Below are 22,222 nucleotides of genomic sequence, written 5' to 3'. Positions count from 1 at the left end.
TAAATATCGGGGAGATCGACTCCCCAAGGTGATTAAAATTTGTAACGGACATTGCCGAAAAATATTCGTCCTGCTTCCGGAAAACCGTAACTATAGTAGTTGTTGCGATCTAATACGTTATTGATACCGAAATCACAGGATAGTGCTTTAGTCACATGATAGGTGCCTTTTGTATTCCATACAGAGAGAGATCCGGTGTTGTCATAGATATTTTTAGTAGCTGCGCCTGAGCCGGTAGTACCGATGGATGCATAGCGGTCTGAATCATATTCAAACGTATTGAACCATGTGAATTTTTCCATCGGGGTATATGCAGCGGTGAGAATGAGCTTGTTTTCCGGAATATCGGTAATTTTTTGACTCTCATCCGCTTCATTGGTCATTTTGAGGTACGTATAACTTCCATTAAATACCAGTGAATCCAAAGGTGCATATACGGTGGAAAGTTCAAACCCTTTTAAGCTCACTTTACCGACATTTTGGAGTTGTTGCTGTTGGGTGTAGAGGCTACCGCTTTTATACCACAACGGTATATAAGCGCTTTGGATGTAATCGCTCACATCGGCATAAAAAATGGCCCCACTGATGGAGGCCGTTCCCCATCTCTTAGTCGCACCAATTTCGTAATTGATAGTTTTTTCGGAATTTAATTCAGGATTTGGGACAAAGGTATTGAATTTAAACGAATAGCGGTCTTTGATAGAGGGAATTCGACTTTTGTGTGCTACCCCGCCATACCATGTGAGCGAATCATCTATTTTTCCGTCCAGCTTGAACATAGGGTTAAACATTCCTGTACTTCCATTGCTAAACTCTGGAGCGGTGGTATATCCGGTTGTTGTATTTTGGCTTACACCCAGGGTATCATTATAGTATGCGGTATTGGATTTACCGTATTGAGTGTTTTGAGCCGTATCGATTTTTTCTTTATCATAGCTCCCCCCAAAGGTGAGCTTGAGCGCATTGGAAAAGACATGGGTATCTTCTACTCCAAAGGATCCGATAGTATCTTTCATCTCATAAACAGCCGCTTGATTATCTCCACCTTCTTTGTGATCGTCTATTTTATAGTGAAGAGCCATTTTAAGGGTATTGATCGTGGAAAGTTTTACCCCTGTTTCCACTGATGCTCCCTTGGTGTTTTCATCATACCAGCTAGGATTTCCTATGCCGCCAAAAGAGTAGGTTGAGTAAGTCGGAGACGTATACATTGCAAGTGAATTTTGAAATTTGTCATAAAACACGCGGCTTTTGAGATACCAATTGCCAAAGTCGGTTTTGGAGAGGAAATAAAGACTTTGTTTATTCCAATAGTTCCATTGCCAAAATTTTGCACTGTTTTGATTGACAAGACTTGCGTAGGGAGGGACACCTTTGTCAGCATTTTGCCGAATATAGTTGATAGAATATTCATCCGTTGCATTCGGAGTATAGCCTGCTTTTAGATTAATTTTATCATCTTTGGCATACGAATTGTTGCGGCTCCCTCCATCTTCATAGGTAAGTCCTGATGGAAAATTATGTGATAGCGGATAATCGTCCTGTTGTGTTTTAGATGCGGAAGCTTGTACGTAATAGCTCCCTTGGTTGCTTCCCATATTGATGTATCCGGTACGTCCATTTCCGCTGAATGCACCGATACCCATATCCCCTTCGAACGATTTGGTCGGTTTTTTGGTGACAAGATTGATCGCACCGGCAAAGGTATTGGCCCCTAGAAGCGGTGACGTAAGCCCTTTTGAAACTTCAATCTGAGAAAGATCAAATGTCGTGAAACGGGAAAAATCGACGTATCCGTCATACGGCACGGCAATAGGGATACCGTCAATATAGAGGGGCGCATGTTTCACATCAAAGCCGCGGATCATAATCATCTGCTCATTTCGAGCACCAAAATTCTGGATTGTAGCACCCGGCAAAAGATTGAGTGCTTCGACAATAGTTTTTCGCTCCTGATCTTGGATCTCTTGAGCATCAATAACGGTTATAGTAGAGTTTGTTGCTTCTCCGACGCCGTTAACGTCGATTTTACCCAGATCAAAGACGCCATCAGCGCCATAAAGCGCCGATACAGCAGCGAGTGAGAGTACGAAAATGTGTTTCTTCATTGGTTTTCCTTACGTTTAAAGATGGGGTCTAATATGGGTGTTGAACACGTTGAGCATCATTCGATTTTGGCTTGAATCGGCGGATGATGGTTTGAGGATGAGATGGATATTCGGTAGCTCCTTTTGGATGATTTTAATGGTATTCAGACATTCTCGGTACGTTCCGATAATGCCGTTGTCGAAAAATTTTTGCCCATCGAAAAAGGCTTCACGCTCTTTAAGAATAGCGTCGTATTGTTCGCGATTCCACTTGGGTGCGGGAATCTCAGAAGAGGCAGCACGCATTGATTTGACGAAATGATCGATGGAGGGGCGAGCGATGCGGTAGGCATCGTCATGGCTATCAGCGACACAAAATACCCGCATGAGTACGATTTCAGGGTTGACTCCTGCGATAGAGTGATAAAGATTTTGTGCTTCGATACACTCGTTTAAACTCGCCCCTTGCGACATCAACAGCCCGTATCCCTGACGTGCAGCGAAGCGGATTGTTTCGGGATTGGCAAAGGTGGCTATGAAAAAAGGGATTCTTTTTTGGAGCGGTTTGGGTTGGGTTTGAACATTATCAAATGTCATATACTTTCCCTCATACGAAGTGGGTAATGGGTTATGTAATAGTTCATCGATTACCTCTACTGTTTCGAACATGAGTGTTCGTAACTCTTCTGGATTGCGTGAAAAATGGCGTGTATCCGGGGCAAATCCACCCTTGGCAAATCCGGCATTAATCCGTCCGTCGGAGAGGTTATCCAACACAGCAATCGTCTCAGCTAATCGAACAGGGTGATAAAACGGGGTAAGAAAGCCTGCTGTTCCCAGACGAATACACCCCGTTCGAGCTGCAGAATAGGCTATCATTGCCGCAGGATCAGGAATGACACTGAACCCATTAAAATGGTGCTCACCGAACCATGCTTCATCAAATCCGAGTTGATCGGCTAACTCAACCAGACGCAGTTGTTCCATAATACTCTCTTGAATGCTCCCTCCGAAATGTTCGGTAAGGCAAAACAGACCTATTTTCATTTAATCTCCTTAACGTCAGTGAGCTGAGGACGGATGTCACGGGTAAATATTTCCATCAACTCCCTCGTTCGATGGTTATCCATCGCCGCAGGTTTGATAACGAGAGAGCAGGGATCGACACTTTCGCGAAGTTGCTCAATCGCTTCAACGCATTCATCAACACTGCCCAGTATGGCATTATTCAAATGGCGTTCAGGATCGAGAAAGTCGGTATGGGCAATATGGGGATTGTCCCGCATTCGGCTCAAAAAACGCTCAATGGAAGGGAGCACTTCGCTGCGAGCCTCTTTCCGATTTTTGGCGACTAGAAACGTTTTAAAGACTGCGACTTTTTTGGAGGAATTACCGCCGCATTGTTCATAATACGCCAGATGGCGGCGAATCATCTCAACGCTCCACGGCTGTGCGGCTAAGAGTTTGTGATTATGACGTGCCGCATACGCAATCCCCTCATCACTATGAGTTGCGTGATAAATAGGGATCGGTAATTGAAGCGGTTTTGGTGTGAGGGTGACATTTTCGAGATTAAAACGTTCTCCGCGATAGCTGACATGTTCTTCGTAGAGGAGTTTTTCCAATATCTCGGCAACCTCCAATGAGACCGTGCGACTCTCATCAGGCATTATTCCGAAATTACGAAACTGTTCATCAAAAGGTCCCCCTTTGGCAATCCCTAGATTGAGCCGACCTCGGGAGAGGAGATCGATCGTTGCAATATCTTCTGCCAAACGGATCGGGTTGTAAAAGGGGAGCAGTACTGCGGCACTGCCGAGTCGTATCTTAGAAGTTTTAGCCGCTGCATATGCCATGATCGGTAAAAGTGCTGAGCTGATAGAACGATTATTAAAATGGTGTTCCGCCATCCACATCTCGTCAAATCCGAGTTGTTCTGCGTGAAGCATCAGTTCAAACTGTGAATCAAAAGCGTCGATATGACCGATTTTGTTTTCAAAAAGGGCAAATAGTCCGATGTTCATATTCTCTCCATAATTGTAATATCTTTTTTGATATAATGATAGTCAAAAAAACGGCTAACCCCGATAAGAGGGGAAAAATATTTTTTCAAACCGTTTTTTCTCCTGATCGATCGGTTTGATCAAATCGGGATAAAACGCATGTATTAGCCACCGTATTCCCAACAATCTCATAAATGACGGTGGGCGGGTTATGTAATTAAACGGAACGGCAGGGATGCTCAGTACTCGACCTGCTTTAACGGCACGGAGCATTTTCCATTGAGGATTTGATATGATCGAATCGGCAAAGGGCTTTTCCATTGCAATGATGACATCAGGGTCCGAAAAAAGTATTCTCTCCATGGACATTTTTTCCATTCCGTAGTTGGAGCTCATCTTACAATCGATTGCATTTTTTCCACCACTGTAGATAAATGGCTCCAGATGAAACGACCCTTCGCATTCACTGGAAAGTCCGTCTACCCCCTCGGCAAAGTAGTAGCGAACGTCTTTGCGGGCATTAACTTTGGTCTGCAGCGATTGGATAAGTCCTAACGTGTCTTTGGTATAGGCAATAAGTTCTTGCGCACGTTTGGTATTTCCGGTGAGTCTACCGAAAAGGTCGAATTGTCCTATGAGATCGTTAATCGATTCATTGTGAACCATCAGAACCGGAATACCGAGTGCGGAGAATTTTTTTAGATGATTCTCAGCCCCTGTCGCACCCCCCCACATGAGGATAACATCAGGTTTTACACTTGCCAAAATCTCATAATTCGGGGTATTTCCCTGTCCGAAAAAACCTCCGACAATTGGACGTGAAACAGCGGTACCGACGTAAGGTTTTTGTTCATCGTTGAACGGGAAATTGAGTGCTGCTACAAGGTTTGGATCAAATGCTAAAAGGCTCATAGTAAGAGGAGGGTGAGATGCATAGATTTTGGTGATGTTATCGGGTATCGTGACCACTCTTCCGTAGTCGTCGATAATGGTACGTGCTTGTATATTTGTAATCAGCAAGGCGATAATGAGGAAAAATATTCTCATAGGGTTCCTTTGTTAAAGATGGGGAGACAGCGGGTATGGGAATTATGGACGATGAGATCGGCTTCGATACCGTATACATCATGGATCATCTCAGGAGTAATCACCTCTTCGGGAAGGCCGTCTGCGATAATTTTACCGTGGTTCATGACCGCAACACGGCTGGAAACCAGTAGGGCATGATCGGGATAATGGGTTGTTTTGAGAAAGGTATACCCTTGGGCACTGAGTGTGACGATCAGTTCCAAAAGACGGATTTGATTGCCGTAATCCAGCCCCGATACCGGCTCATCCATGATAAAGGTATCAACCCCTTGGGTAAGGGCACGTGCGAGAAGTACCATTTGCTTTTGTCCGCCGCTGAGCTGACCGAACGGGCGTGCAGCCAAATCGGAAATTCCGACTCTCTCCAGTGACTCCTGTGCAATGCGATGATCCGCGGCCGAAGGGGCAGCGAAGAATCCTAGTTTAGAGACCCTCCCCATAAGAACCATCTCCAACACGCTGTAGTTAAAGGGGACATTGTGATATTGTGGGATATAGGCGATATGCTCTGCGATTTCACGGTGCGAATAGCGGTGAAGGGTTTTGTTATGGAGCCATATTTCACCTCGTTTGGGATGGATGAGTTTAAGGATGAGACGGATCAGAGTACTTTTGCCGCATCCGTTGGGTCCCAGTAGGCTTACTACTTCGCCGCGACGAAGGGTGAAATCGATCCCCTCTAAAACGCTGCGGGTAGGGTAGGAAAAATGGAGGTCATTGACCGTGATAAGAGGTTTTAGTTCCATGCTGCCCTCGCGTTTTTAAGTACGATGATAAAGACGGGGATACCGATGAGTGAAGTGAGAATACCGATAGGAACTTCGACACTGAATGCCAGACGAGAAATCGTATCGGCGAGGAGCAAAAATGCCCCGCCCACTATCGCCGAAAGGGGCATTAACAGACGATGTGACGGCCCCACCGCCATACGGATGATATGGGGGATAATAAGGCCGATCCATCCAATGATACCTGCCATCACGACTGAGAGCGAACTCGCCAGTGTCGCCAGAGTAATAGCACCCAGCCGAACCATCGTGACATTGATCCCCAGAGCTTTTGCCTCTTCATCACCTAAACTCATAAGATCAAAATATTTACCCAATACGATCATCCCTATGATACTGGTGAGCATTGGAATCGAGATCAGCAATACCCCGTGCAGATCTGCCATTGTTAGGCTTCCCATCAGCCAATAGACGATAGCGGGGAGGGTACTGTAGGGGTCGGCAAGGTATTTGATGATCGAGAGGAGCGAGGTAAAGAGCGCACTGCTGATAACACCGCCGAGTACCAGCATCACCGTTGAGCGTGAGTTGGTGACCATTGTCCCGATGAGTACTGCGACACCGACGGCGACAAAACCGAATACAAAGGCGAGCAATTGGACGACGTACCATTGATCGCTTATGAGCATCCCCATTGCCGCACCGAAGGATGCACCTGCCAATACCCCTAAAATTCCGGGAGAGACGAGTGGATTGACGAACATCGCCTGAAATGCGGCACCCGAAGTTGCAAGTGCCGAGCCGATGAGAATAGCAAGCAGTACGCGCGGAAGGCGGATTTGAAGGATGATATTATCGAGCAAGGTATAGGTATCGTTTCCTATACCGCCGAATACTTTAAACTGGAGGTAGCCGATCAGCGTATCCAATGTGATCGGGTATTGTCCCCACAGGAGGGATAATGTAGCGGCAACGATCAACAGTAGGGTCGCGCCTATTATCCATCCGGCCGGTTTAATCTTTTTCATCATAATCCTTAAAACTTCAGATTGATACTGCCGTAAAGCCCGAATGGTGCACCCGTTTGGTAGGTTGTTGCTGTTGTCGAAGCGGCCAAAAAGTTATCTGCCGTATTGATCGTTGAAATGTATTTTACGTTGGTTAGATTGGTTCCGGTGAGACGGAATACGGCATTTTTAGATCCCATAAAACTGTCCATTCGGTATGCCATATCAAAATCGACAAGGGTAGAGGGATCAATTTTCTGAGTATTTTGTACATCTCCCCAGCGACTGGAGGTATAACGGACACTCGGTGTCAATGTCCATTTGCCTAGATGATAAGAGAGTGCCGCTTTCGCCATATATTCAGGTGCATCGGGAAGTTGTTTTCCATCCGTATTTACTGTAGTGGTCGCACTGCTGCTGAAATTTTGGGTAAAGGTGTATTTGTTGTAGGATAATCCCAACAAAAATTCGAGTTGTTCATTAATTGGACCGTAGGCAGATAGTTCAGCACCGTATCCGAGCGCATTTCCGACATTGGTAGGATACATTACCGCATACTGTGCATCATAAACAGTCGCCTGTTTGTTTTTAACAAATGAAACATACAAATTAGGATTTAGCGTAATGGCGCCGACCATAGTTTTGAGTCCAAGATCAATGTTATCAGAGATTTCAAGACCTTGTTTATCCCATAGCTGCTGGAGCGTTACCCCTTTGGCGACGAAACTGGCTCGGCTAGAGACATACGATGGAAAAAGATTAACATCAAATCCGTACGTGCGGGCATAATCGACATAAAGTGTCGTATCGTTGGTTAGGTTATAGCCTAAATAGAGCGAAGGGATAAAGGTATGAAACGTTTTGGCATCTACACTCGCCCATGGATCAAGTGTTCCGGTAGCAATAGCGGTATTGTAGTCTGAGCTTGTAGCGGCATTGGTTCCATTGGTATAGCTGTGGAGCGATCCAAGTTTGAAGGTTTGGTAGCGTGCTCCGATAAGATAATTAAATCGATCCATCGTCCCGCTTAACTGTAAAAAGGGTGATTGAATCGTATGATAGCCATTGTCAGCCAAAGTAGCATACCCGTCATAAACAAGATTTCCGCTGGCATCCACTTTGTATTTTGTCTGATCTGAGGGTGGTCCTGGCGGCAGTTGTTTGTGAAACCAGTATCCGATTTTGGTATTGAATGCTTCGGAAAACTCATGATCATAAGCGGCGACTCCCCCAAATACATCATGGTTCATATGCCAGTCTATCACACGGTTGGTAGCAGTAGGAGTTGCAAGATTTCCACTGGAATACCAATAATCACCGCTGTCTTTTTTGTAATAGGGTTTAAATGAAAAGGTGTCTTTGATCGTCGGTTTGTACTCAAAATTGGCTAATACGGTCGTGGTATCAAAGCTTTGTTTATTCCAATCATAATAATTGACATTATTGGAGGTTGTGGGATGTGCCGTTCCAAAATCTTTGTTATAAAACTGTCCCAAATTGGTTGCTTCGGTATAGGAAAGATTATAATAGTTGTGATGATCATCGGAATTTTTGATTGCGAAGAGCTCGGCTTTAAAGGCATTGTTCGGTTGATACTTCAGTCCGAACATTCCATTGGTACGTTTAAGGTCTCCTGAGCCTTTTGTTTTGTCAGCGGAGGTTTGGGAAAATGAGCCAAATACACTTACGTCCCCAATTTTGCCGGTATCAAAACGGACAAAAGTGCGATTAAAACTGTCCTTACCTAACGATTGGGAAATATTGGCTCCCATTGTATCACTTGGACGCAAGATATCCATATTGACCTTACCGATAAGACTGGAAAACCCGAGATTTTTATCTACGGGGAGATATCCTTTAAACAGATCAATCGAGGCGACATTTTCCATATCCATCATCAATTTTCCTCCGCCCGGATTGCTGGATACGGGGAGAGATTCGATAGAGTAAACCCCTCCGGGGCCTGTTTGTGATTTCCCACGGATACGGATTGGATCATGGTATGAGGGTTCATTTGACCCTGCAGGATCGACAGGGGTAAAATTCACCGATGGCGAAAACTGGATAATGCTGTAAGGATTCATATTGGCTTGTGTCCCCAGCGTTGCGATGCTTTTTGCGGTAAAGGTTTGATGATTTTCATGCGCCGATAGATTACCATCGGCAATGAGCTGGTCGTTATCGCTTTGCGTATCGGTTACGACGATCCGCTCGATGGTGATTGGATTCGCGGCAAGTACCGCACACGCGGCAATCGAGATCATAAGGGGGGAAAGTTTCATTGCTTTTCTCCAATTAAATTTTTGGTTTGCTGATCGCTGAGTTTCACCCCTAAAAAGAGGGTGTAGAACTCTTTAATTCGTTGATTAAGATCGATTTTATAGGTATCAGGATGGAAGGTATGCGCAAGCCATTGGACACCGATAACACGCATAAAAGAGGGCGGACGGTCAACCCAGTTGAACGGTGCAGTCGGAACCAAATAGACGCGCCCTTTTTTAATCGCGTGAAGGTGCTGCCACATAGGATCATTCACAAGATCATTGTAAACGGCACGATTTTGGACGATAATCACTTCCGGATCATACGTCAGAAGCGTTTCGAAGCTGATCTTCTCCAGTCCCAAAAGACCGCTTTGCTGGCACTTATGGACGTTTTCCCCTCCGGCGAAATTCAGTGCTTCGACATGAAAGGAGGTATCGCACTCGGTGGAAAGACCATCCGTTCCCTCCGCATAGTAATAGCGGGTGGGTTTGACCTTAGCGACGCTTGTTTGCACCTCATGAATGACTTTTTGCGAATAGAGGGCCAAGACATCTCCTCGCTTTTGAGCGCCTAATGCTTCTCCCACGAGACGGAACGCTTTAGGCATGTCGCTTACTTCGCGAAAAGAGACGGAGAGGGTAGGAATTTTTGTTTTCTCAATCTCACGGCTCACCGTTTGTACCAACATATCATCTTTCCATACAAGTATGAGTTGAGGTTTATAGGCCATGAGTGTTTCAAGATTGATGCTTTGACCCCCTCCGTGGAACGATCCGACGACGGGTAGAGAGAGAAAACTTTTACTCAAAAATTGCTCATCCGCACTGTTGTTTGGATTTTTAGCCGCAAAATTCAGCCCTACCATGGTGTCAGGTTTAATGGCATAGAGGAGATAATTCATTGGTGGAGATGAACCAAAAACACGATCAACATGATCGGGGATCGTTACAGGATGATTGTCCATATCAGTGATGGTTTTTGCACTGAGTGAAAAAGCAATTACCGATAAAAGGATGAGATGCACTATAGCTTTCATAGGAAGCTCCTTAAGATTTTTTGAGGGAAAAGGCGATGGGAATTTTCAAAAAGAGGGTTTTGTCCAGAGGGGGATAATCACCATTTAACGACAGTACCGTTTGAACCGCCTTGCTATCAAGCAAAGAACTGCCGCTTGTGGTGAGAACCTCCACTTTTTCGACATAACCGTCTTGTTTGAGGATAAACGATACGACTACTACCCCCTCTAGCCCCAGCTTTCGGGCGATTGATGGGTAGGTTATTGCATCTTCGATCATGGTGCGTATGCGCCCCAGTGTTGCTCCATTAAACTCATCATTGGACGTTTTTGGTAATTCGTTCATTAATGCAGTAGGGGTGATTTTAGGAGAATCATGTGCAACAATTGGATGATCCAAATGAGGTGAATCATCCGTTGTTTGGCTGAGTTGTGATGGAGCAACACCGGGGCGCACGGGCGAGGGTTGAGGCGTAAACGTCTCAGGAGAGACCGTAGAAGGGAGCGACGGTTTCGCCTGAGGGGTTGATGCACATGGTTTTAAAACGCTCACCGGTGTGTTAGCAGGTGCAGAAATATCGATAGGGGCAGTGAGCGATGAGGGGGCGTAATCAGCTAATGAAATCGTAATAGGCAGTTCCTCAGGGACAGAGGCAGGTTTGAATGCGCTAAGATAAAGGGCAGAAGCCAGCAATATACCGTGCACTGCCAAAGAAGCGGTGAACGATTTCGCGGTTAATGCGGAATTTTTACATTGTATCTTATTAGATATAACGATAGGGTTTAAAAAAATCATACTTCACTCCAAATAGCATCATGCGCGTGACGTTGGATATCCGCCGTAGTCGTTCGTCGATTAATCATCCGAATGGATAAGGGTTCTATCCAGTTCCAAAACTCATGAATACATTCATCCGGCATGTGCAGATCTTTTATCGTTTTTTTATACATCATCAGCCAAATTTCTCTCCCCTTTTCATCAATAGTAATGTGGAAGTGGCGCATTCTAAGAGCCGGATGACCGTGTATAGGGGTATAACATTTCTCACCGCCAAGTGCTTCGACGAAGAAATCGGCGGTTTTTTCGGTTGCGAAATTAAACATCTCATCATTAGCGGGAAAGAGATTGCCAATAACACTTTTTCGAAGCAATTGATGGTGATGGCGTACCATTTTACGTATGTTCTCTTCTCCCCACGTTTGAAAGAGGAGATTAGAGGGAAACGGCACTTCGGGATAGACAAAATCAATTTTTGCTTCAGCGGTATGCGGTGTTTCACTCGCTCCGATAAAGGGTTTGGTACCGCAAGCATTGAACGATGCTACCGGTATCCCTTTGGGTGTAAACAGTGTCATGGCTTTCCTCCTATGAAATTAAAAGTAATTAAAGTTGCAATTATTGTTTTGGACAACGATAGCCGTTAGCTTTGAGAATCGCCTGCGCTTTTGCCGAAGAGATAAAGCGGATGAATTTTTTGGCGGCAATTTGATTTTCGGGTAAACCGTTTTTGAGTCCCACCATCGCTTGATCGATGGTGTTGTATGCTTTTGGATCGATTTCGACCCATTTGCCGACATTTTTCATTTCGGGGGACATGACAATAGATTTCGCCATAAATCCGACATCGACCGCTTTGGTGGTGACATAAGCCCCCACTTGAGAGATCGATTCCGCCGTAATAATTTTGGATGCGGCATTATCTATTTTGTAATATTTCATCGCGTTCATCGCTTCGATACCATAGGGTGCCGTTTTTGGATTGGCGACAGCAATTCTTTTAACGCTTGGGTCAGCAATAATGGCGATCCCTTTTGATAAATCCACGCCGGTATCGCTCCATAGAATCAAGGTTCCATACGCATACACTTGCGGTGGCGTGGTAGTAAATCCACCCTGAGCCAATTTAGCGGGATATTCGACATCCGCTGAAAGAAATGCATCATAGGGCGCACCGCTCATGATTTGCTGGGTAAGTTTACCGGATGCCCCCGTAATGATTTTGACGTCGATCCCGCTTTCTTTGCTAAATTCACGCGCAATGTCATCAAGCGCGTATTTGAGATTGGCGGCAGCCGCCACCGTGATCGTTTGGGCAGCCATCGCCGTAGCAAAGGCAAGCGAGGCGAGTAAAATTTTTAACGGTTTCATAAAAACTCCTTTGTATCTGTTTTAATATTATGGTAATAACAAACTTAACAATGCAAAAACGATTCGCAGAAAAAGGCGACATTTTCGTTATGTTTTGTAAGATATAACGAAATTATAGGGAAAATGGCTTAAAGTTTTTAGGATAGAGACAAAAAAGTGTTATTTGCTATAGGAAAAAATGGAGAAAGTTGAGAACTAGTCTATCTTAATTTTCTCATTCCTAGATTGGTTTTTTAACTGTATTTTTAGTTGCTACCCAGCCATTTAAATAATGAAAAAAGATATTGACTGACTCTGTAAAGCAATCAACAGTTTCTACCCAAGACCACTCTGGATATTGTAGGTCTTCTTTTCCAATTTTGATACTTAATGTTCGCGTATCATTATTGACTTTTTCAACAGCATTAAATAAATGCTTCGCTGAAAAGTGGATATAACCACTTAAATTATCATACACATCTTTGAGCCATGGGTACTCTTTAGAGAGTGTATCAACTAAATAGCGGTCTGTCATTTTATTGCCTGCCCTATCCTTAATATTTCTGATATGTTTTCCAGAAATAATTTCATTAGCAAAATCCTGTGGTGAATCAACTATCCATATTGCTGAAAAGCGCATGAAAGTATCTAATTGAACTCTTAATAATGAACGTGCAGCCGTCATATTCTGAGCTTCAACTAGTGTAATAAATCCTTCCGTATTGCTTGTTGTCCGTTTCATTGCTCCTATAGCAATGAGGTCAATTGGAAATAGATTTCCACCATCGGCAGAAAACATATTCATACCGACTTTTAATAACTCAATTTCAGTCTTCTTCAAATCAGATAGTGAATCATTTAATTTTTTAGGGGCTTTTTTGCTCATTATCTTTCTTTGGTAGGAAATTTATTCTCTCGTTTCCACTTTCTAAGTGGGAATACTGGTGGCTGAATATTTATACACTCCCACTTGGGAGAGCGGGAGCAAGGAAGGGCGTTTGCCTCAAGATGATGGAACACTCTCCAAATAAAGAGTTTCAGGGGCGATATCTATCTCATCTGACCAAACGACGGTGCCGTATTCCACTTTTGCCATATCGAAGAAATATTTATCTTTTAATTTTTGAAATGGTTTTTTTTCTAACAATGGTTTACAGTCGAATTCTCTTACTTCACCGTTTTCAAATTTTAGCCATAAGGTAAAATCATTTTTTGGTTTTACATTGATTACATCGATTAGCATCATAAACTCCTATTTTAAGGGTTCAATTTTATAAGGTTGTTCACCTGAAATAGCCAATTCCCAATCGGCTATTAATTCATCTTTATGTATCTCCATCCAAGCCTGTACGAGTCTTTTTTGCTTATTTGGCAAATCTCCTTCAAGCATTTCTGCCGTATCAATACAAAAAATTGCTTTAGAATCTTGATATCTTACATGGATATGAGGTAAATTGTGTTGTTTATTATCATAGTAAAAAATCATTACCACAATCCCATAAAACATACTGATCGTCGGCATCATTGATCCTTAAAATTTCTTAAAACAATTATATCCAAAAAATAAAAGAGATGACGAGAGGTTACAACCCGATAATAATATGCAACGGTGAGATAATCGCGTAGGCAGTCCTGCCGACTTCCAAATTTTGGAGGGCATCTTGTTTTTCAAGGGCGATGAGAAGCGTTCCTCCTGCGAGACGAAGAGCAATCTCGATATTATCCCCTGATCGTTCAAGGGTTTCTATGGTGCCGGAGAGGAGATTATCTCCAGCCTCGGAAGAGGGGGGTACGGAGACGACATGAATATCGCTGGATTTGATGATAGCATACGTGTCACATCCGATGCTCAATCCCATGTTCTCTACCGATTTGGCGGTGATGGTAGAGCGGAGGGTGTCTGAACCGCTGAGGGCTAGGGTGAGGGTAGAATGCAGTCCGTTGCTTTCAATAGATGAGAGGGTTGCGGGAAGCTGATTGCGTGCACTGGTGGTGAGAAAGGTACGACTGAGGATTCGGGCGAGCCGTTCGGGATCGTTGCCCGCTTCGGAAAAGCGGTCGATAAATTGGCGATGCAATTCGTTTAAACGGTGAAACGTAGAAATCAGCTCGCGGGCATAGGGGGTGAGTTTTGTCCCTCCGCCCCCTTTGCCTCCGGTTGTCCGTTCGATGAGAGGCTGATCGGCCAGGGCATTCATCCCGTTGATCCGCTCCCATGCCGCTTTGTAGCTCATTTTCATCTCTTTGGCGGCAGCATGGATTGATCCGATCTTATCGATCCTCTCCAACAGTTCTATCCGTCCTGAGCCTAGAAAACTTTGCCCCTCTTTGGTGAGCCAAAAACGCCCGTCAATTTTCATGCGTCCTCTTTATTCGCTGATTGCTTCACTGGCGGTGGGTGAGTCGGTAAAGTTGAGCACTTTTTTCGTCACGTTCACCGGACAGAAAAAGAAGATTTCGAAGATAGGATTCATCACCGTGGTATCTTCATCAAGGATGTCGAATGCTTTGAAGGTAAACCCTTTTCCATCTGATTCGTTATTCATGGCAACCGTGAATGTCAATGGTCCGAGAGAGCGAAGCATGTTGGTCACATTTTTAAAAGATTTGTCCTCTTTGGAAACCATAAGATTTTGGTTCTCTTCACTGCGGGCATTCATGCGGACGCCCAGAAGGGTAAGATTATCGCGGTGGACATTTTTGTTCCATTTGATAAGCCCTTTGGGGAATCGAAGCAATGAATTTTTCGAGATAAGCGGATGGGGAGAGGTGTTTTTAATCGTCTCCAAGAGCTTTAGAAAAGAGTTTTTTCCACCAATCAAAGCGGCAAGGGAAAGTAATTGATCACGGAGGAGAATTTTTTCAGCTTCATTGAGCTGGTGGAAACGGCACATATAGAGCCTTTACAATAAGATGTGACATTATAGCGCTTAGTAGTGGAAACTTTCCCGCATGATCGGTTTAATGACCTCTGTATCGTATTGACAATGCAAAAAAAGGTGATTGGCGAGTACCCCTTGGGCAAGTAACATATCTGAACCGTCTTTGTAGGGGAGGTCAGTGATTTTGATTTCACGTAAAAACGGGGTCTCTTTGCCGTAAATAACATCAATAGCCCCTTTTGTCCGTGAGAGAAGTTCCATGAGAAGAGTTCGCGGGATCGGAAGCTCCTCATCGGATAACCCCGCCGAAGTGGTGTTAATAATTAGATCATATGTATCAACGGTAAAATCATCCCACGTGCAGGCATTAAGACCTTCTGAGAGAAAATATTCCAGTCGTCCTGACGAACGGTTAAGGATCGTAGGGGTGATTTCTCCTTGACGCAGTGCGATAGAGAGGGCGCGAGCAGTTCCTCCTGCCCCGAGTATGAGGGCATTTCGGACAGGGCCGAACGATTGGATCGCGCTCATAAATCCATCTGCATCGGTGTTGTATCCGATGAGACGTTCATTTTCGAGGACAAGGGTATTGACAGCTTGGATCGTTTTGGCGATACCGCGTACTTCGTCACATTGCGCGTAAGCAGCTTCTTTATGGGGAACGGTGACATTGGCCCCGCTGAGCCCTTTGGCAAAAAAAACGTTACGGAGTTCGGAGCCCTCATCGAGTTGTGTACGGGTATAACAGGCCGATATCCCTAATGCTTTAAACACGGTGTTGTGCATAAGAGGAGAACGTGAATGAGAGACGGGATTCCCAAATATGGTAAAAATTTTCATCGCGGGTCTAATAAATCATCCAGCGTACTGGTAAGGGCTCCGAGTTTGTTAGTAACTTCGAGGTATTCAAGTTCGTTTTGCGAATCGGCGACGACTCCGGCTCCTGCTTGCAAGATCACTTGGTCGGGTTTGATAAGGGCGGTTCGGATTGTTATTGCACTGTCCATATTGCCGTCAAATCCAAAGTAGCCGATGGTTCCACTGTAAAAGCCCCGTTTGACTCCCTCATATTCGGCGATCAATTCCATGGCACGGATTTTAGGGGCACCGGTCATGGTTCCGGCAGTAAAGGTTGCTGCGAGGAGATCAAACATATCTTTATCTTCCGCAATTTGAGCATGGACATCCGAGACAATATGCATGACATGCGAATATCGCTCTACGTGCATCATCTCTTCAACCCTTACCGTACCGGTTTTTGCTACGCGGCCGACATCATTACGACCTAAATCAATGAGCATCAGATGCTCTGCCAACTCTTTGGGATCGGAGAGAAGTTCCTCTTCGAGCTCTTCGTCACGTTGTTTGGTATTTCCCCGTTTACGGGTTCCGGCAATCGGTCTTAGGAGAATATCGCCATCACTTAGACGTACCATAACTTCCGGAGAGCTGCCGACGATACTGAAACCCTCATACTCCATCAAATACATATACGGAGAAGGATTTTTAAGGCGTAAAATACGGTAAAAACTAAACGGATCAACCTTGGCATGACGGACATAGCGATTGGTCATCAGAATCTGAAACACATCCCCGCTTTTGATCATCTCTTTGGATTTATCGACCATCGAGAAAAATTGTTCTTTCGTATGGATGAAATCTCCACCTTGATCTTCACGTATAGGGGTGAGTGGCGTGTAGTTATAGGGTGCTTTGAGGGCTGATTCGATCGATTTGAATTGCTCTTGAAACGCTTGCAAAGAGGACAATATTGTAATGGTTGCATCTTTATGCGATAGAACAAGGGTTAATTTTGGGAGGATGAGATCCATATCGGGGATATCGGTTTGATCCTCTAAGTGGGACATAGATGCATCCAATACGGGCTCAAATACTTTCACCATGTCATAGCCGATATAGCCGATAAACCCGTCTACATAACCGATTTTCAACTCTTGAGCTATATCTCGATACATTTTTGGATCAATCTCGCGGTAATACTCTTTTAAAAATACAAAAGGGGAGAGGGAAAGGGTGTTTATCGTTCCTGATGCATCGGTATAGGTTGTTGTTTTAGAACGGTAAACAAGACGTTCACGCGCACCAATCACTAAAATCGTATAGTTTCCGTCACTTTTACCGGCACTTTCAAATAAAAAACTGACTTCTCCGGGGAAAAGGGTTTTAACTTTTTCATAGACGGCGATAGGGGCAAACTGATCGAGAGAAAAACGACGAGATTCGATCACGCGTTATCCCTTTACTTTAAATGCGTGGGATTCGATATTCTTACGAACGGTTCCTAATACGTCATTTGCTGCTTTTTCACCTTGGAACGGTCCGATCATTACTTTGGTTACTGCGCCGCTTGGAACATTGGTGTATTTCAAGCCGCTTGCATTAAGTTGCTCATAGAGTGCTTTGTTCGGGGTATTGGTAAATGAGCCTACTTGGATATACCATGTTCCACCGGCCTCGGCTGCTTTTTGTGCCGGTTTTTCCGTTACTTTTTCGACCGGTTTCTCGACGACTTTATCGGCAGATTTTACTGCAGGAGCCGGCTGAGCTTTTTTGACTTCGGCAGATTTTGTTGTTTTGATCGTCGGCGTATTGACAACCGGAGCTGTTTTTTTAATTGGAGCAGGTTGCACGGCTGTCTCTACCGGTTTGGCTTGGATCGGTTTAGAGACAATTTTGGGGGCGGTTGGGGCAGGAATTGCTGCTGGAATATTTTGCGGTACCGGTTTGCTTTGAACCACCGGAGCGTTTTGTTGAGCTACGGGTACAGATGCCGGAACAACAGTGTTTTGTGCCGGAGCATTGGAAAAAGACTCTTGCTTGATTTTTTGGGCAATTTGACCTAAGTCTTCTGAGCTTTTGGCAGCTTGTGCACTGTTATTTCCCTCTTGGATGACCTCTACCGGCTCAAATAACGGGTCATTGATAATTTCCGTAGGAGCAGAGGGTTCAGGCGGTGTTGCAGCTTGCGGAGCAGTTTCCGTGCTTTCACTTTTCAGTGAATTCATAATAACCAATACAATAATCAGAATAAGGGTTAATGTTGCAATCGCAAGGAGCAATTTTTTGCTTCCAGAACTTCCGCCACTTTTATTGAGGATGATATCGTTGAGTTCGTTTTTTTCTTCCATTTGAGTATCCTTGAATTTTAATCCGATTTTTCGCTTAAGACGATCTTACATGTGCTTTGACCACGAAGCACCGCGCTCTTTTGCGTAGACCTCGTAGGGAAGATTGAGAATATTATATTCCGGCGGTAAATCAAGAGAAGGGAACATTCTCCACTGTTTTGGTTGTTTCGCGGCTAATTTCATGGAGATCATTTTACCCAGTTGATCGGCTTCTTGTAAAGTTGTATGCCCTTTATGGATATAAACATGCAAATGCCCCGGTGTTTTGGTCTCAAAAGCGGTGAAATTGATGTAGCCCTCTTCTCGAAGTAAGAGTTGCGTTTTATGGTAAAAACGTTGTGGATCGGTGCCGTTATAATCAATGACAATATTTTCTACTTTATTGAATTGATTAATTAGCGAATGGGCAACCGTTATTTGCCCTTTAAGGTGTTGATCGATGATCGCTTGGGTAAGTGACTTATCGATTCGCTCATATTTATTAAAAAGGGTACGCCCTTTGAAATCGATTTTATTGACAACGTTATCGTGCTTGAGCCAGTAATGATCTGAAATCATTTTAATTAGTTTCATATCCATCGAAGTCATACGTGCGACACCTTTTTTATTAATATGTAGATTGTTTATAAATGACGAATCCGCGTGCTAATGCCTTTAACTCTTCTTTGATAGTGGCTTGTTTCTCGACGTTTTCAATATCATCCAAAACATCGGCAATTTTATTGGCGATAAGTTCAAACTCTTTCTCTTTCATACCGCGTGACGTCAAAGCAGGGCTTCCGATACGGACACCCGAGGTAACAAACGGTGAACGTGTTTCGCCGGGAACCGTATTTTTATTTACGGTAATCCCTGCACGTCCGAGAGCTGCATCGGCCTCTTTTCCGCTGAACGGTTTGTTCAGGAAGGAAACGAGGATAAGATGGTTGTCGGTTCCCCCGCTGACGATATCATAACCGCGTTTCATTAATACATCTGCCAATACAGCCGCATTCGCTTTCACTTGCTTAGCGTATACTTTCCATTCAGGGGATAGATTGAATTTAAATCCGACCGCTTTTGCCGCAATAACATGAACCAACGGTCCACCTTGAAGCGCAGGGAAAATAGCGGAATTGATTTTTTTAGCAATCTCTTCGTCATTGGTCATAATCATACCGCCGCGAGGTCCTGCGAGGGTTTTGTGGGTTGTTGTGGTGACAACATCCGCATACGGGAATGGGCTTGGATGCTCACCGGCACATACGAGACCTGCGATATGAGCGATGTCAGCGAACAAAAGTGCCCCGACCGCATCGGCGATTTCACGGAACTTAGCGAAATCGATCTCGCGAGCATACGCAGACGCACCACAAACGATGATTTTCGGTTGAACGATTTTTGCAATATCCATAACACGCTCATAGTTGATACGACCATCAAGCTCTACTCCGTAGGAAAAACTGTGATAGTTTTTACCCGAAAAGCTAACTTTAGAACCGTGAGTCAAATGTCCGCCGTGGCTGAGATCCATCCCTAATAATTTATCACCCGCTTGAAGAAGCGCTGCATATACCGCACCGTTTGCAGATGAACCCGAATGGGGCTGTACGTTGGCAAAATTACATCCGAAAAGTTCACAGGCACGATCAATAGCCAATTGTTCGACACCATCAGCGTATTCACATCCGCCGTAGTAACGTTTAGCCGGGTAGCCTTCGGCATATTTATTGGTAAAAACACTTCCCATCGCTTCCATAACGGCAGGGAGGGTAAAGTTTTCCGAAGCGATCATCTCTAGGTGATCCGTTTGGCGTTCGAGCTCTTGCTCACATAGGGTGTAAATTTCGTTATCGAATTCTTTGAGGAAACTCATTCTTCTTCTCCGTTGTTAAGTTGGTTGTTGTGCGGTTTCATAGCCGGGAAGAGCAATACGTCCCGGATCGAGTGTTGGTTGGTTAGCATCATGACAAGGCGATCGATTCCGATCCCCTGACCCGCTGTCGGTGCCATACCGTAGCTAAGCGCGGTGACGAAATCTTCATCCATCTCATGGGCTTCATCATCTCCCGAATCTTTGGCTGCCATTTGTCCTTCGAAACGTTCCAGTTGATCCACCGGATCATTAAGTTCACTAAAGGCATTGGCAATTTCACGTCCGGCAATGAAAAGCTCAAAGCGGTCGGTCAGTTCAGGTCGTTCATCATTACGGCGTGCAAGCGGCGAAATTTCAACTGGGTAATGGGTAATAAAGGTTGGATTGATCAATTTCGATTCAACAAATTCATCAAAAAGTTCCCCCTGAAGCTGTCCAAGGTTCATGTTTGCCTTGGCTTCGAGCTTATTGGATCTAAGATAGGCCAAAATAGCTTCTTTGTCATTAACGATCTCTTCGGGAACACCACCGATGACGCTCAGACTTTTAATCAGTTCGATTTCGGTGAATTGATCGAAATCGACTTCGAGCTCACTGTACGGGAGACGTTTCGGCAACTCAAGATGATCGAAAAGATAGTCGAAATACTCTTTGGTGATTTCAATTAAGTCTTTATAGGTTTTATACGCCCAGTAAAACTCGATAGAGGTAAACTCAGGGTTATGGGTCGCATCCATCCCTTCATTACGAAAGTTTCGGTTAATTTCAAAGACCGCTTCAAATCCGCCGACAATAAGACGTTTGAGGTAGAGTTCCGGTGCGATACGTAAATATCGATCAACTCCAAGGGCATTATGGTGGGTGATGAACGGTTTTGCATTCGCTCCGCCGGCGATTGGATGCATCATCGGAGTTTCAACTTCCAAGAATCCTTTATCTTCAAAAAAGCGACGAGTCAGGCTGATCACTTTTGAACGGATATGAAATGTTTTACGCACTTCGGAATTCATGATCAAATCAAGGTAGCGCTGGCGATAACGCATCTCTTTGTCTTGAATACCGTGAAACTTTTCAGGTAGAGGAGAGATCGCTTTAGTGAGCATTTTAAGGCTGTCGGCATGAAGAGAAAGTTCCCCGTGCTGAGTCACGAACGGATATCCGCTCACTTCAATAATATCTCCAACTTCGAAAAGCTTTTTGAAAACATCGTTGTAAAAGTTCTCAGGAAGGTTATCCCGCGCAACGTAAATCTGGAGCATACCGCTCTCATCTTCGATTTTGATAAAGCTTGCTTTTCCCATCAAACGGTACAGTTTGATCCGTCCGGCTACCGTGTAATGACGGTGATCATCACGTTGTTCTTCTCTTTTAAAGAGATCTGAATTAACGTTGTGAAATTTATCAATGGTCGTATTGCGGGCAGAATTATTTGCATACGGATCGATTCCGAGTGCTCTGAGATTTTGTGCTTTCTCAATCCGTTGTTGTACGTATTGGTTGTCGAATGCCAATGGGGTTCCTTTTTACTTAAGTAGTTTGTGATTTTTCTTGGCATGTTTTACAAATGCCGTAAATCTGCATAGAGTGTTCTTGCATAACAAATCCGAGCTCTTCACTGATCTTTTTTTGACGTAGTTCGATTGCTTCATCGACAAACTCGGTGATACTGCCGCATCCGGTGCAAATGATGTGATCGTGATGATCTTTGGCACCAAGCTCGTATTTTTTTCCCTGAGCACCAAAAGATAATGAAGTGACCATCTCTGAATCTTCAAGGAGAGAGAGTGTCCGATATACGGTAGCAATACCGGTGTTTAAGTCCGGGTGTTTCTCTTGTATGAGATGGTGTAACCCCTCCGGGGTAAGATGCTCATCCGAATTGTAGAGCATTTCTAAAATGACTTCACGCTGAATCGTAAACTTTAGTCCGTTAGCTTTGAGCAATTGTTTGAAATCACTCAAAAGCTTATTGTATTCTACGGTTCGTTCCGTAAAATCGGTATACGCGTTCATG

23 protein-coding genes are annotated in these 22,222 nt (G+C 44.4%); all 23 read right to left on the bottom strand.

The window, feature by feature from the left end; all coding sequences use genetic code 11:
- Positions 1-32 precede the first annotated feature (32 nt).
- Positions 33-2,108, bottom strand: coding sequence for a TonB-dependent receptor plug domain-containing protein (locus WC407_RS01560; protein WP_373020439.1), 2,076 nt, complete (start codon positions 2,106-2,108; stop codon positions 33-35).
- Positions 2,109-2,123: 15 nt separating this feature from the next.
- Complete coding sequence (locus WC407_RS01555) at positions 2,124-3,134, bottom strand: LLM class flavin-dependent oxidoreductase (RefSeq protein WP_373020437.1); 1,011 nt, start codon at positions 3,132-3,134, stop codon at positions 2,124-2,126.
- The gene (locus tag WC407_RS01550) at positions 3,131-4,111 is read right to left on the bottom strand and encodes an LLM class flavin-dependent oxidoreductase (RefSeq protein WP_373020435.1); all 981 of its coding nucleotides are present in this window, start codon (positions 4,109-4,111) and stop codon (positions 3,131-3,133) included. Before WC407_RS01550 ends, WC407_RS01555 begins: the two co-directional genes overlap by 4 nt.
- 54 nt (positions 4,112-4,165) lie before the next feature.
- Positions 4,166-5,137, bottom strand: a complete 972-nt coding sequence (locus tag WC407_RS01545) for an ABC transporter substrate-binding protein (RefSeq protein ID WP_373020433.1) — start codon at positions 5,135-5,137, stop codon at positions 4,166-4,168.
- Complete coding sequence (locus WC407_RS01540) at positions 5,134-5,925, bottom strand: ABC transporter ATP-binding protein (RefSeq protein ID WP_373020428.1); 792 nt, start codon at positions 5,923-5,925, stop codon at positions 5,134-5,136. The genes WC407_RS01545 and WC407_RS01540 overlap by 4 nt, the downstream gene beginning before the upstream one ends.
- Positions 5,916-6,935, bottom strand: coding sequence for a FecCD family ABC transporter permease (locus WC407_RS01535; RefSeq protein ID WP_373020426.1), 1,020 nt, complete (start codon positions 6,933-6,935; stop codon positions 5,916-5,918). The genes WC407_RS01540 and WC407_RS01535 overlap by 10 nt, the downstream gene beginning before the upstream one ends.
- Before the next feature lie 8 nt (positions 6,936-6,943).
- The gene (locus WC407_RS01530) at positions 6,944-9,196 is read right to left on the bottom strand and encodes a TonB-dependent receptor (RefSeq protein ID WP_373020424.1); all 2,253 of its coding nucleotides are present in this window, start codon (positions 9,194-9,196) and stop codon (positions 6,944-6,946) included.
- Positions 9,193-10,215 carry an ABC transporter substrate-binding protein gene (locus WC407_RS01525; RefSeq protein WP_373020422.1) on the bottom strand — a complete coding sequence of 341 codons (1,023 nt, stop codon included), beginning with the start codon at positions 10,213-10,215 and terminating at the stop codon, positions 9,193-9,195. The genes WC407_RS01530 and WC407_RS01525 overlap by 4 nt, the downstream gene beginning before the upstream one ends.
- 10 nt (positions 10,216-10,225) lie before the next feature.
- Entirely contained in the window at positions 10,226-10,990 is a 765-nt protein-coding gene (locus WC407_RS01520; protein WP_373020420.1) for a TonB family protein, read from the bottom strand.
- The gene (locus tag WC407_RS01515; RefSeq protein WP_373020416.1) at positions 10,987-11,550 is read right to left on the bottom strand and encodes a globin; all 564 of its coding nucleotides are present in this window, start codon (positions 11,548-11,550) and stop codon (positions 10,987-10,989) included. The genes WC407_RS01520 and WC407_RS01515 overlap by 4 nt, the downstream gene beginning before the upstream one ends.
- A 40-nt stretch (positions 11,551-11,590) precedes the next feature.
- Positions 11,591-12,343, bottom strand: coding sequence for a molybdate ABC transporter substrate-binding protein (gene modA, locus WC407_RS01510; RefSeq protein ID WP_373020414.1), 753 nt, complete (start codon positions 12,341-12,343; stop codon positions 11,591-11,593).
- Positions 12,344-12,563: 220 nt separating this feature from the next.
- Entirely contained in the window at positions 12,564-13,208 is a 645-nt protein-coding gene (locus WC407_RS01505; RefSeq protein WP_373020412.1) for a hypothetical protein, read from the bottom strand.
- 117 nt (positions 13,209-13,325) lie between these two features.
- A complete protein-coding gene (locus WC407_RS01500; RefSeq protein ID WP_373020408.1) occupies positions 13,326-13,565 on the bottom strand; it encodes a DUF2442 domain-containing protein in 240 nt (79 codons plus the stop codon).
- Positions 13,566-13,574: 9 nt separating this feature from the next.
- Positions 13,575-13,844, bottom strand: coding sequence for a DUF4160 domain-containing protein (locus WC407_RS01495; protein WP_373020406.1), 270 nt, complete (start codon positions 13,842-13,844; stop codon positions 13,575-13,577).
- Between the two features lie 61 nt (positions 13,845-13,905).
- Positions 13,906-14,682 (bottom strand): TOBE domain-containing protein, encoded by a 777-nt coding sequence (locus tag WC407_RS01490; protein WP_373020404.1) that lies wholly within the window; start codon positions 14,680-14,682, stop codon positions 13,906-13,908.
- Positions 14,683-14,691: 9 nt separating this feature from the next.
- The gene (locus WC407_RS01485) at positions 14,692-15,216 is read right to left on the bottom strand and encodes a hypothetical protein (RefSeq protein ID WP_373020402.1); all 525 of its coding nucleotides are present in this window, start codon (positions 15,214-15,216) and stop codon (positions 14,692-14,694) included.
- 36 nt (positions 15,217-15,252) lie between these two features.
- Positions 15,253-16,044, bottom strand: coding sequence for a shikimate dehydrogenase (locus WC407_RS01480; protein ID WP_373020397.1), 792 nt, complete (start codon positions 16,042-16,044; stop codon positions 15,253-15,255).
- Positions 16,041-17,453: an anthranilate synthase component I family protein gene (locus tag WC407_RS01475; protein WP_373020395.1), complete on the bottom strand. Its 1,413-nt coding sequence runs from the start codon at positions 17,451-17,453 to the stop codon at positions 16,041-16,043. Before WC407_RS01475 ends, WC407_RS01480 begins: the two co-directional genes overlap by 4 nt.
- Positions 17,454-17,456: 3 nt before the next feature.
- Positions 17,457-18,353, bottom strand: coding sequence for an SPOR domain-containing protein (locus tag WC407_RS01470; RefSeq protein ID WP_373020393.1), 897 nt, complete (start codon positions 18,351-18,353; stop codon positions 17,457-17,459).
- 45 nt (positions 18,354-18,398) lie between these two features.
- Positions 18,399-18,941, bottom strand: a complete 543-nt coding sequence (locus tag WC407_RS01465) for a DUF1882 domain-containing protein (protein WP_373020391.1) — start codon at positions 18,939-18,941, stop codon at positions 18,399-18,401.
- 19 nt (positions 18,942-18,960) lie between these two features.
- Positions 18,961-20,208 carry a serine hydroxymethyltransferase gene (locus WC407_RS01460; protein ID WP_373020387.1) on the bottom strand — a complete coding sequence of 416 codons (1,248 nt, stop codon included), beginning with the start codon at positions 20,206-20,208 and terminating at the stop codon, positions 18,961-18,963.
- Positions 20,205-21,719 (bottom strand): lysine--tRNA ligase, encoded by a 1,515-nt coding sequence (gene lysS, locus WC407_RS01455; RefSeq protein WP_373020385.1) that lies wholly within the window; start codon positions 21,717-21,719, stop codon positions 20,205-20,207. The genes WC407_RS01460 and lysS overlap by 4 nt, the downstream gene beginning before the upstream one ends.
- Before the next feature lie 16 nt (positions 21,720-21,735).
- Positions 21,736-22,221, bottom strand: a complete 486-nt coding sequence (locus WC407_RS01450; RefSeq protein ID WP_373020383.1) for a Fur family transcriptional regulator — start codon at positions 22,219-22,221, stop codon at positions 21,736-21,738.
- Between the last annotated feature and the right edge of the window lies 1 nt (position 22,222).

Source organism: Sulfuricurvum sp., from assembly GCF_041651515.1.
Taxonomy (GTDB): domain Bacteria; phylum Campylobacterota; class Campylobacteria; order Campylobacterales; family Sulfurimonadaceae; genus Sulfuricurvum.
The sequence above is the reverse complement of the archived record's forward strand: the minus strand, read 5'-3'. Positions and strand labels throughout refer to the sequence as shown.

Coding starts and splice junctions, on each gene's coding strand:
- WC407_RS01545 (WP_373020433.1), bottom strand. CDS start 5,137: ATGAGAATATTTTTCCTCATTATCGCCTTGCTGATTACAAATATACAA.
- modA (WP_373020414.1), bottom strand. CDS start 12,343: ATGAAACCGTTAAAAATTTTACTCGCCTCGCTTGCCTTTGCTACGGCG.
- WC407_RS01530 (WP_373020424.1), bottom strand. CDS start 9,196: ATGAAACTTTCCCCCCTTATGATCTCGATTGCCGCGTGTGCGGTACTT.
- WC407_RS01470 (WP_373020393.1), bottom strand. CDS start 18,353: ATGGAAGAAAAAAACGAACTCAACGATATCATCCTCAATAAAAGTGGC.
- WC407_RS01490 (WP_373020404.1), bottom strand. CDS start 14,682: ATGAAAATTGACGGGCGTTTTTGGCTCACCAAAGAGGGGCAAAGTTTT.
- WC407_RS01450 (WP_373020383.1), bottom strand. CDS start 22,221: ATGAACGCGTATACCGATTTTACGGAACGAACCGTAGAATACAATAAG.
- WC407_RS01495 (WP_373020406.1), bottom strand. CDS start 13,844: ATGCCGACGATCAGTATGTTTTATGGGATTGTGGTAATGATTTTTTAC.
- WC407_RS01550 (WP_373020435.1), bottom strand. CDS start 4,111: ATGAACATCGGACTATTTGCCCTTTTTGAAAACAAAATCGGTCATATC.
- WC407_RS01555 (WP_373020437.1), bottom strand. CDS start 3,134: ATGAAAATAGGTCTGTTTTGCCTTACCGAACATTTCGGAGGGAGCATT.
- WC407_RS01505 (WP_373020412.1), bottom strand. CDS start 13,208: ATGAGCAAAAAAGCCCCTAAAAAATTAAATGATTCACTATCTGATTTG.
- WC407_RS01515 (WP_373020416.1), bottom strand. CDS start 11,550: ATGACACTGTTTACACCCAAAGGGATACCGGTAGCATCGTTCAATGCT.
- WC407_RS01525 (WP_373020422.1), bottom strand. CDS start 10,215: ATGAAAGCTATAGTGCATCTCATCCTTTTATCGGTAATTGCTTTTTCA.
- WC407_RS01535 (WP_373020426.1), bottom strand. CDS start 6,935: ATGAAAAAGATTAAACCGGCCGGATGGATAATAGGCGCGACCCTACTG.
- WC407_RS01520 (WP_373020420.1), bottom strand. CDS start 10,990: ATGATTTTTTTAAACCCTATCGTTATATCTAATAAGATACAATGTAAA.
- WC407_RS01560 (WP_373020439.1), bottom strand. CDS start 2,108: ATGAAGAAACACATTTTCGTACTCTCACTCGCTGCTGTATCGGCGCTT.
- WC407_RS01480 (WP_373020397.1), bottom strand. CDS start 16,044: ATGAAAATTTTTACCATATTTGGGAATCCCGTCTCTCATTCACGTTCT.
- WC407_RS01460 (WP_373020387.1), bottom strand. CDS start 20,208: ATGAGTTTCCTCAAAGAATTCGATAACGAAATTTACACCCTATGTGAG.
- WC407_RS01485 (WP_373020402.1), bottom strand. CDS start 15,216: ATGTGCCGTTTCCACCAGCTCAATGAAGCTGAAAAAATTCTCCTCCGT.
- WC407_RS01500 (WP_373020408.1), bottom strand. CDS start 13,565: ATGCTAATCGATGTAATCAATGTAAAACCAAAAAATGATTTTACCTTA.
- WC407_RS01540 (WP_373020428.1), bottom strand. CDS start 5,925: ATGGAACTAAAACCTCTTATCACGGTCAATGACCTCCATTTTTCCTAC.
- WC407_RS01465 (WP_373020391.1), bottom strand. CDS start 18,941: ATGACTTCGATGGATATGAAACTAATTAAAATGATTTCAGATCATTAC.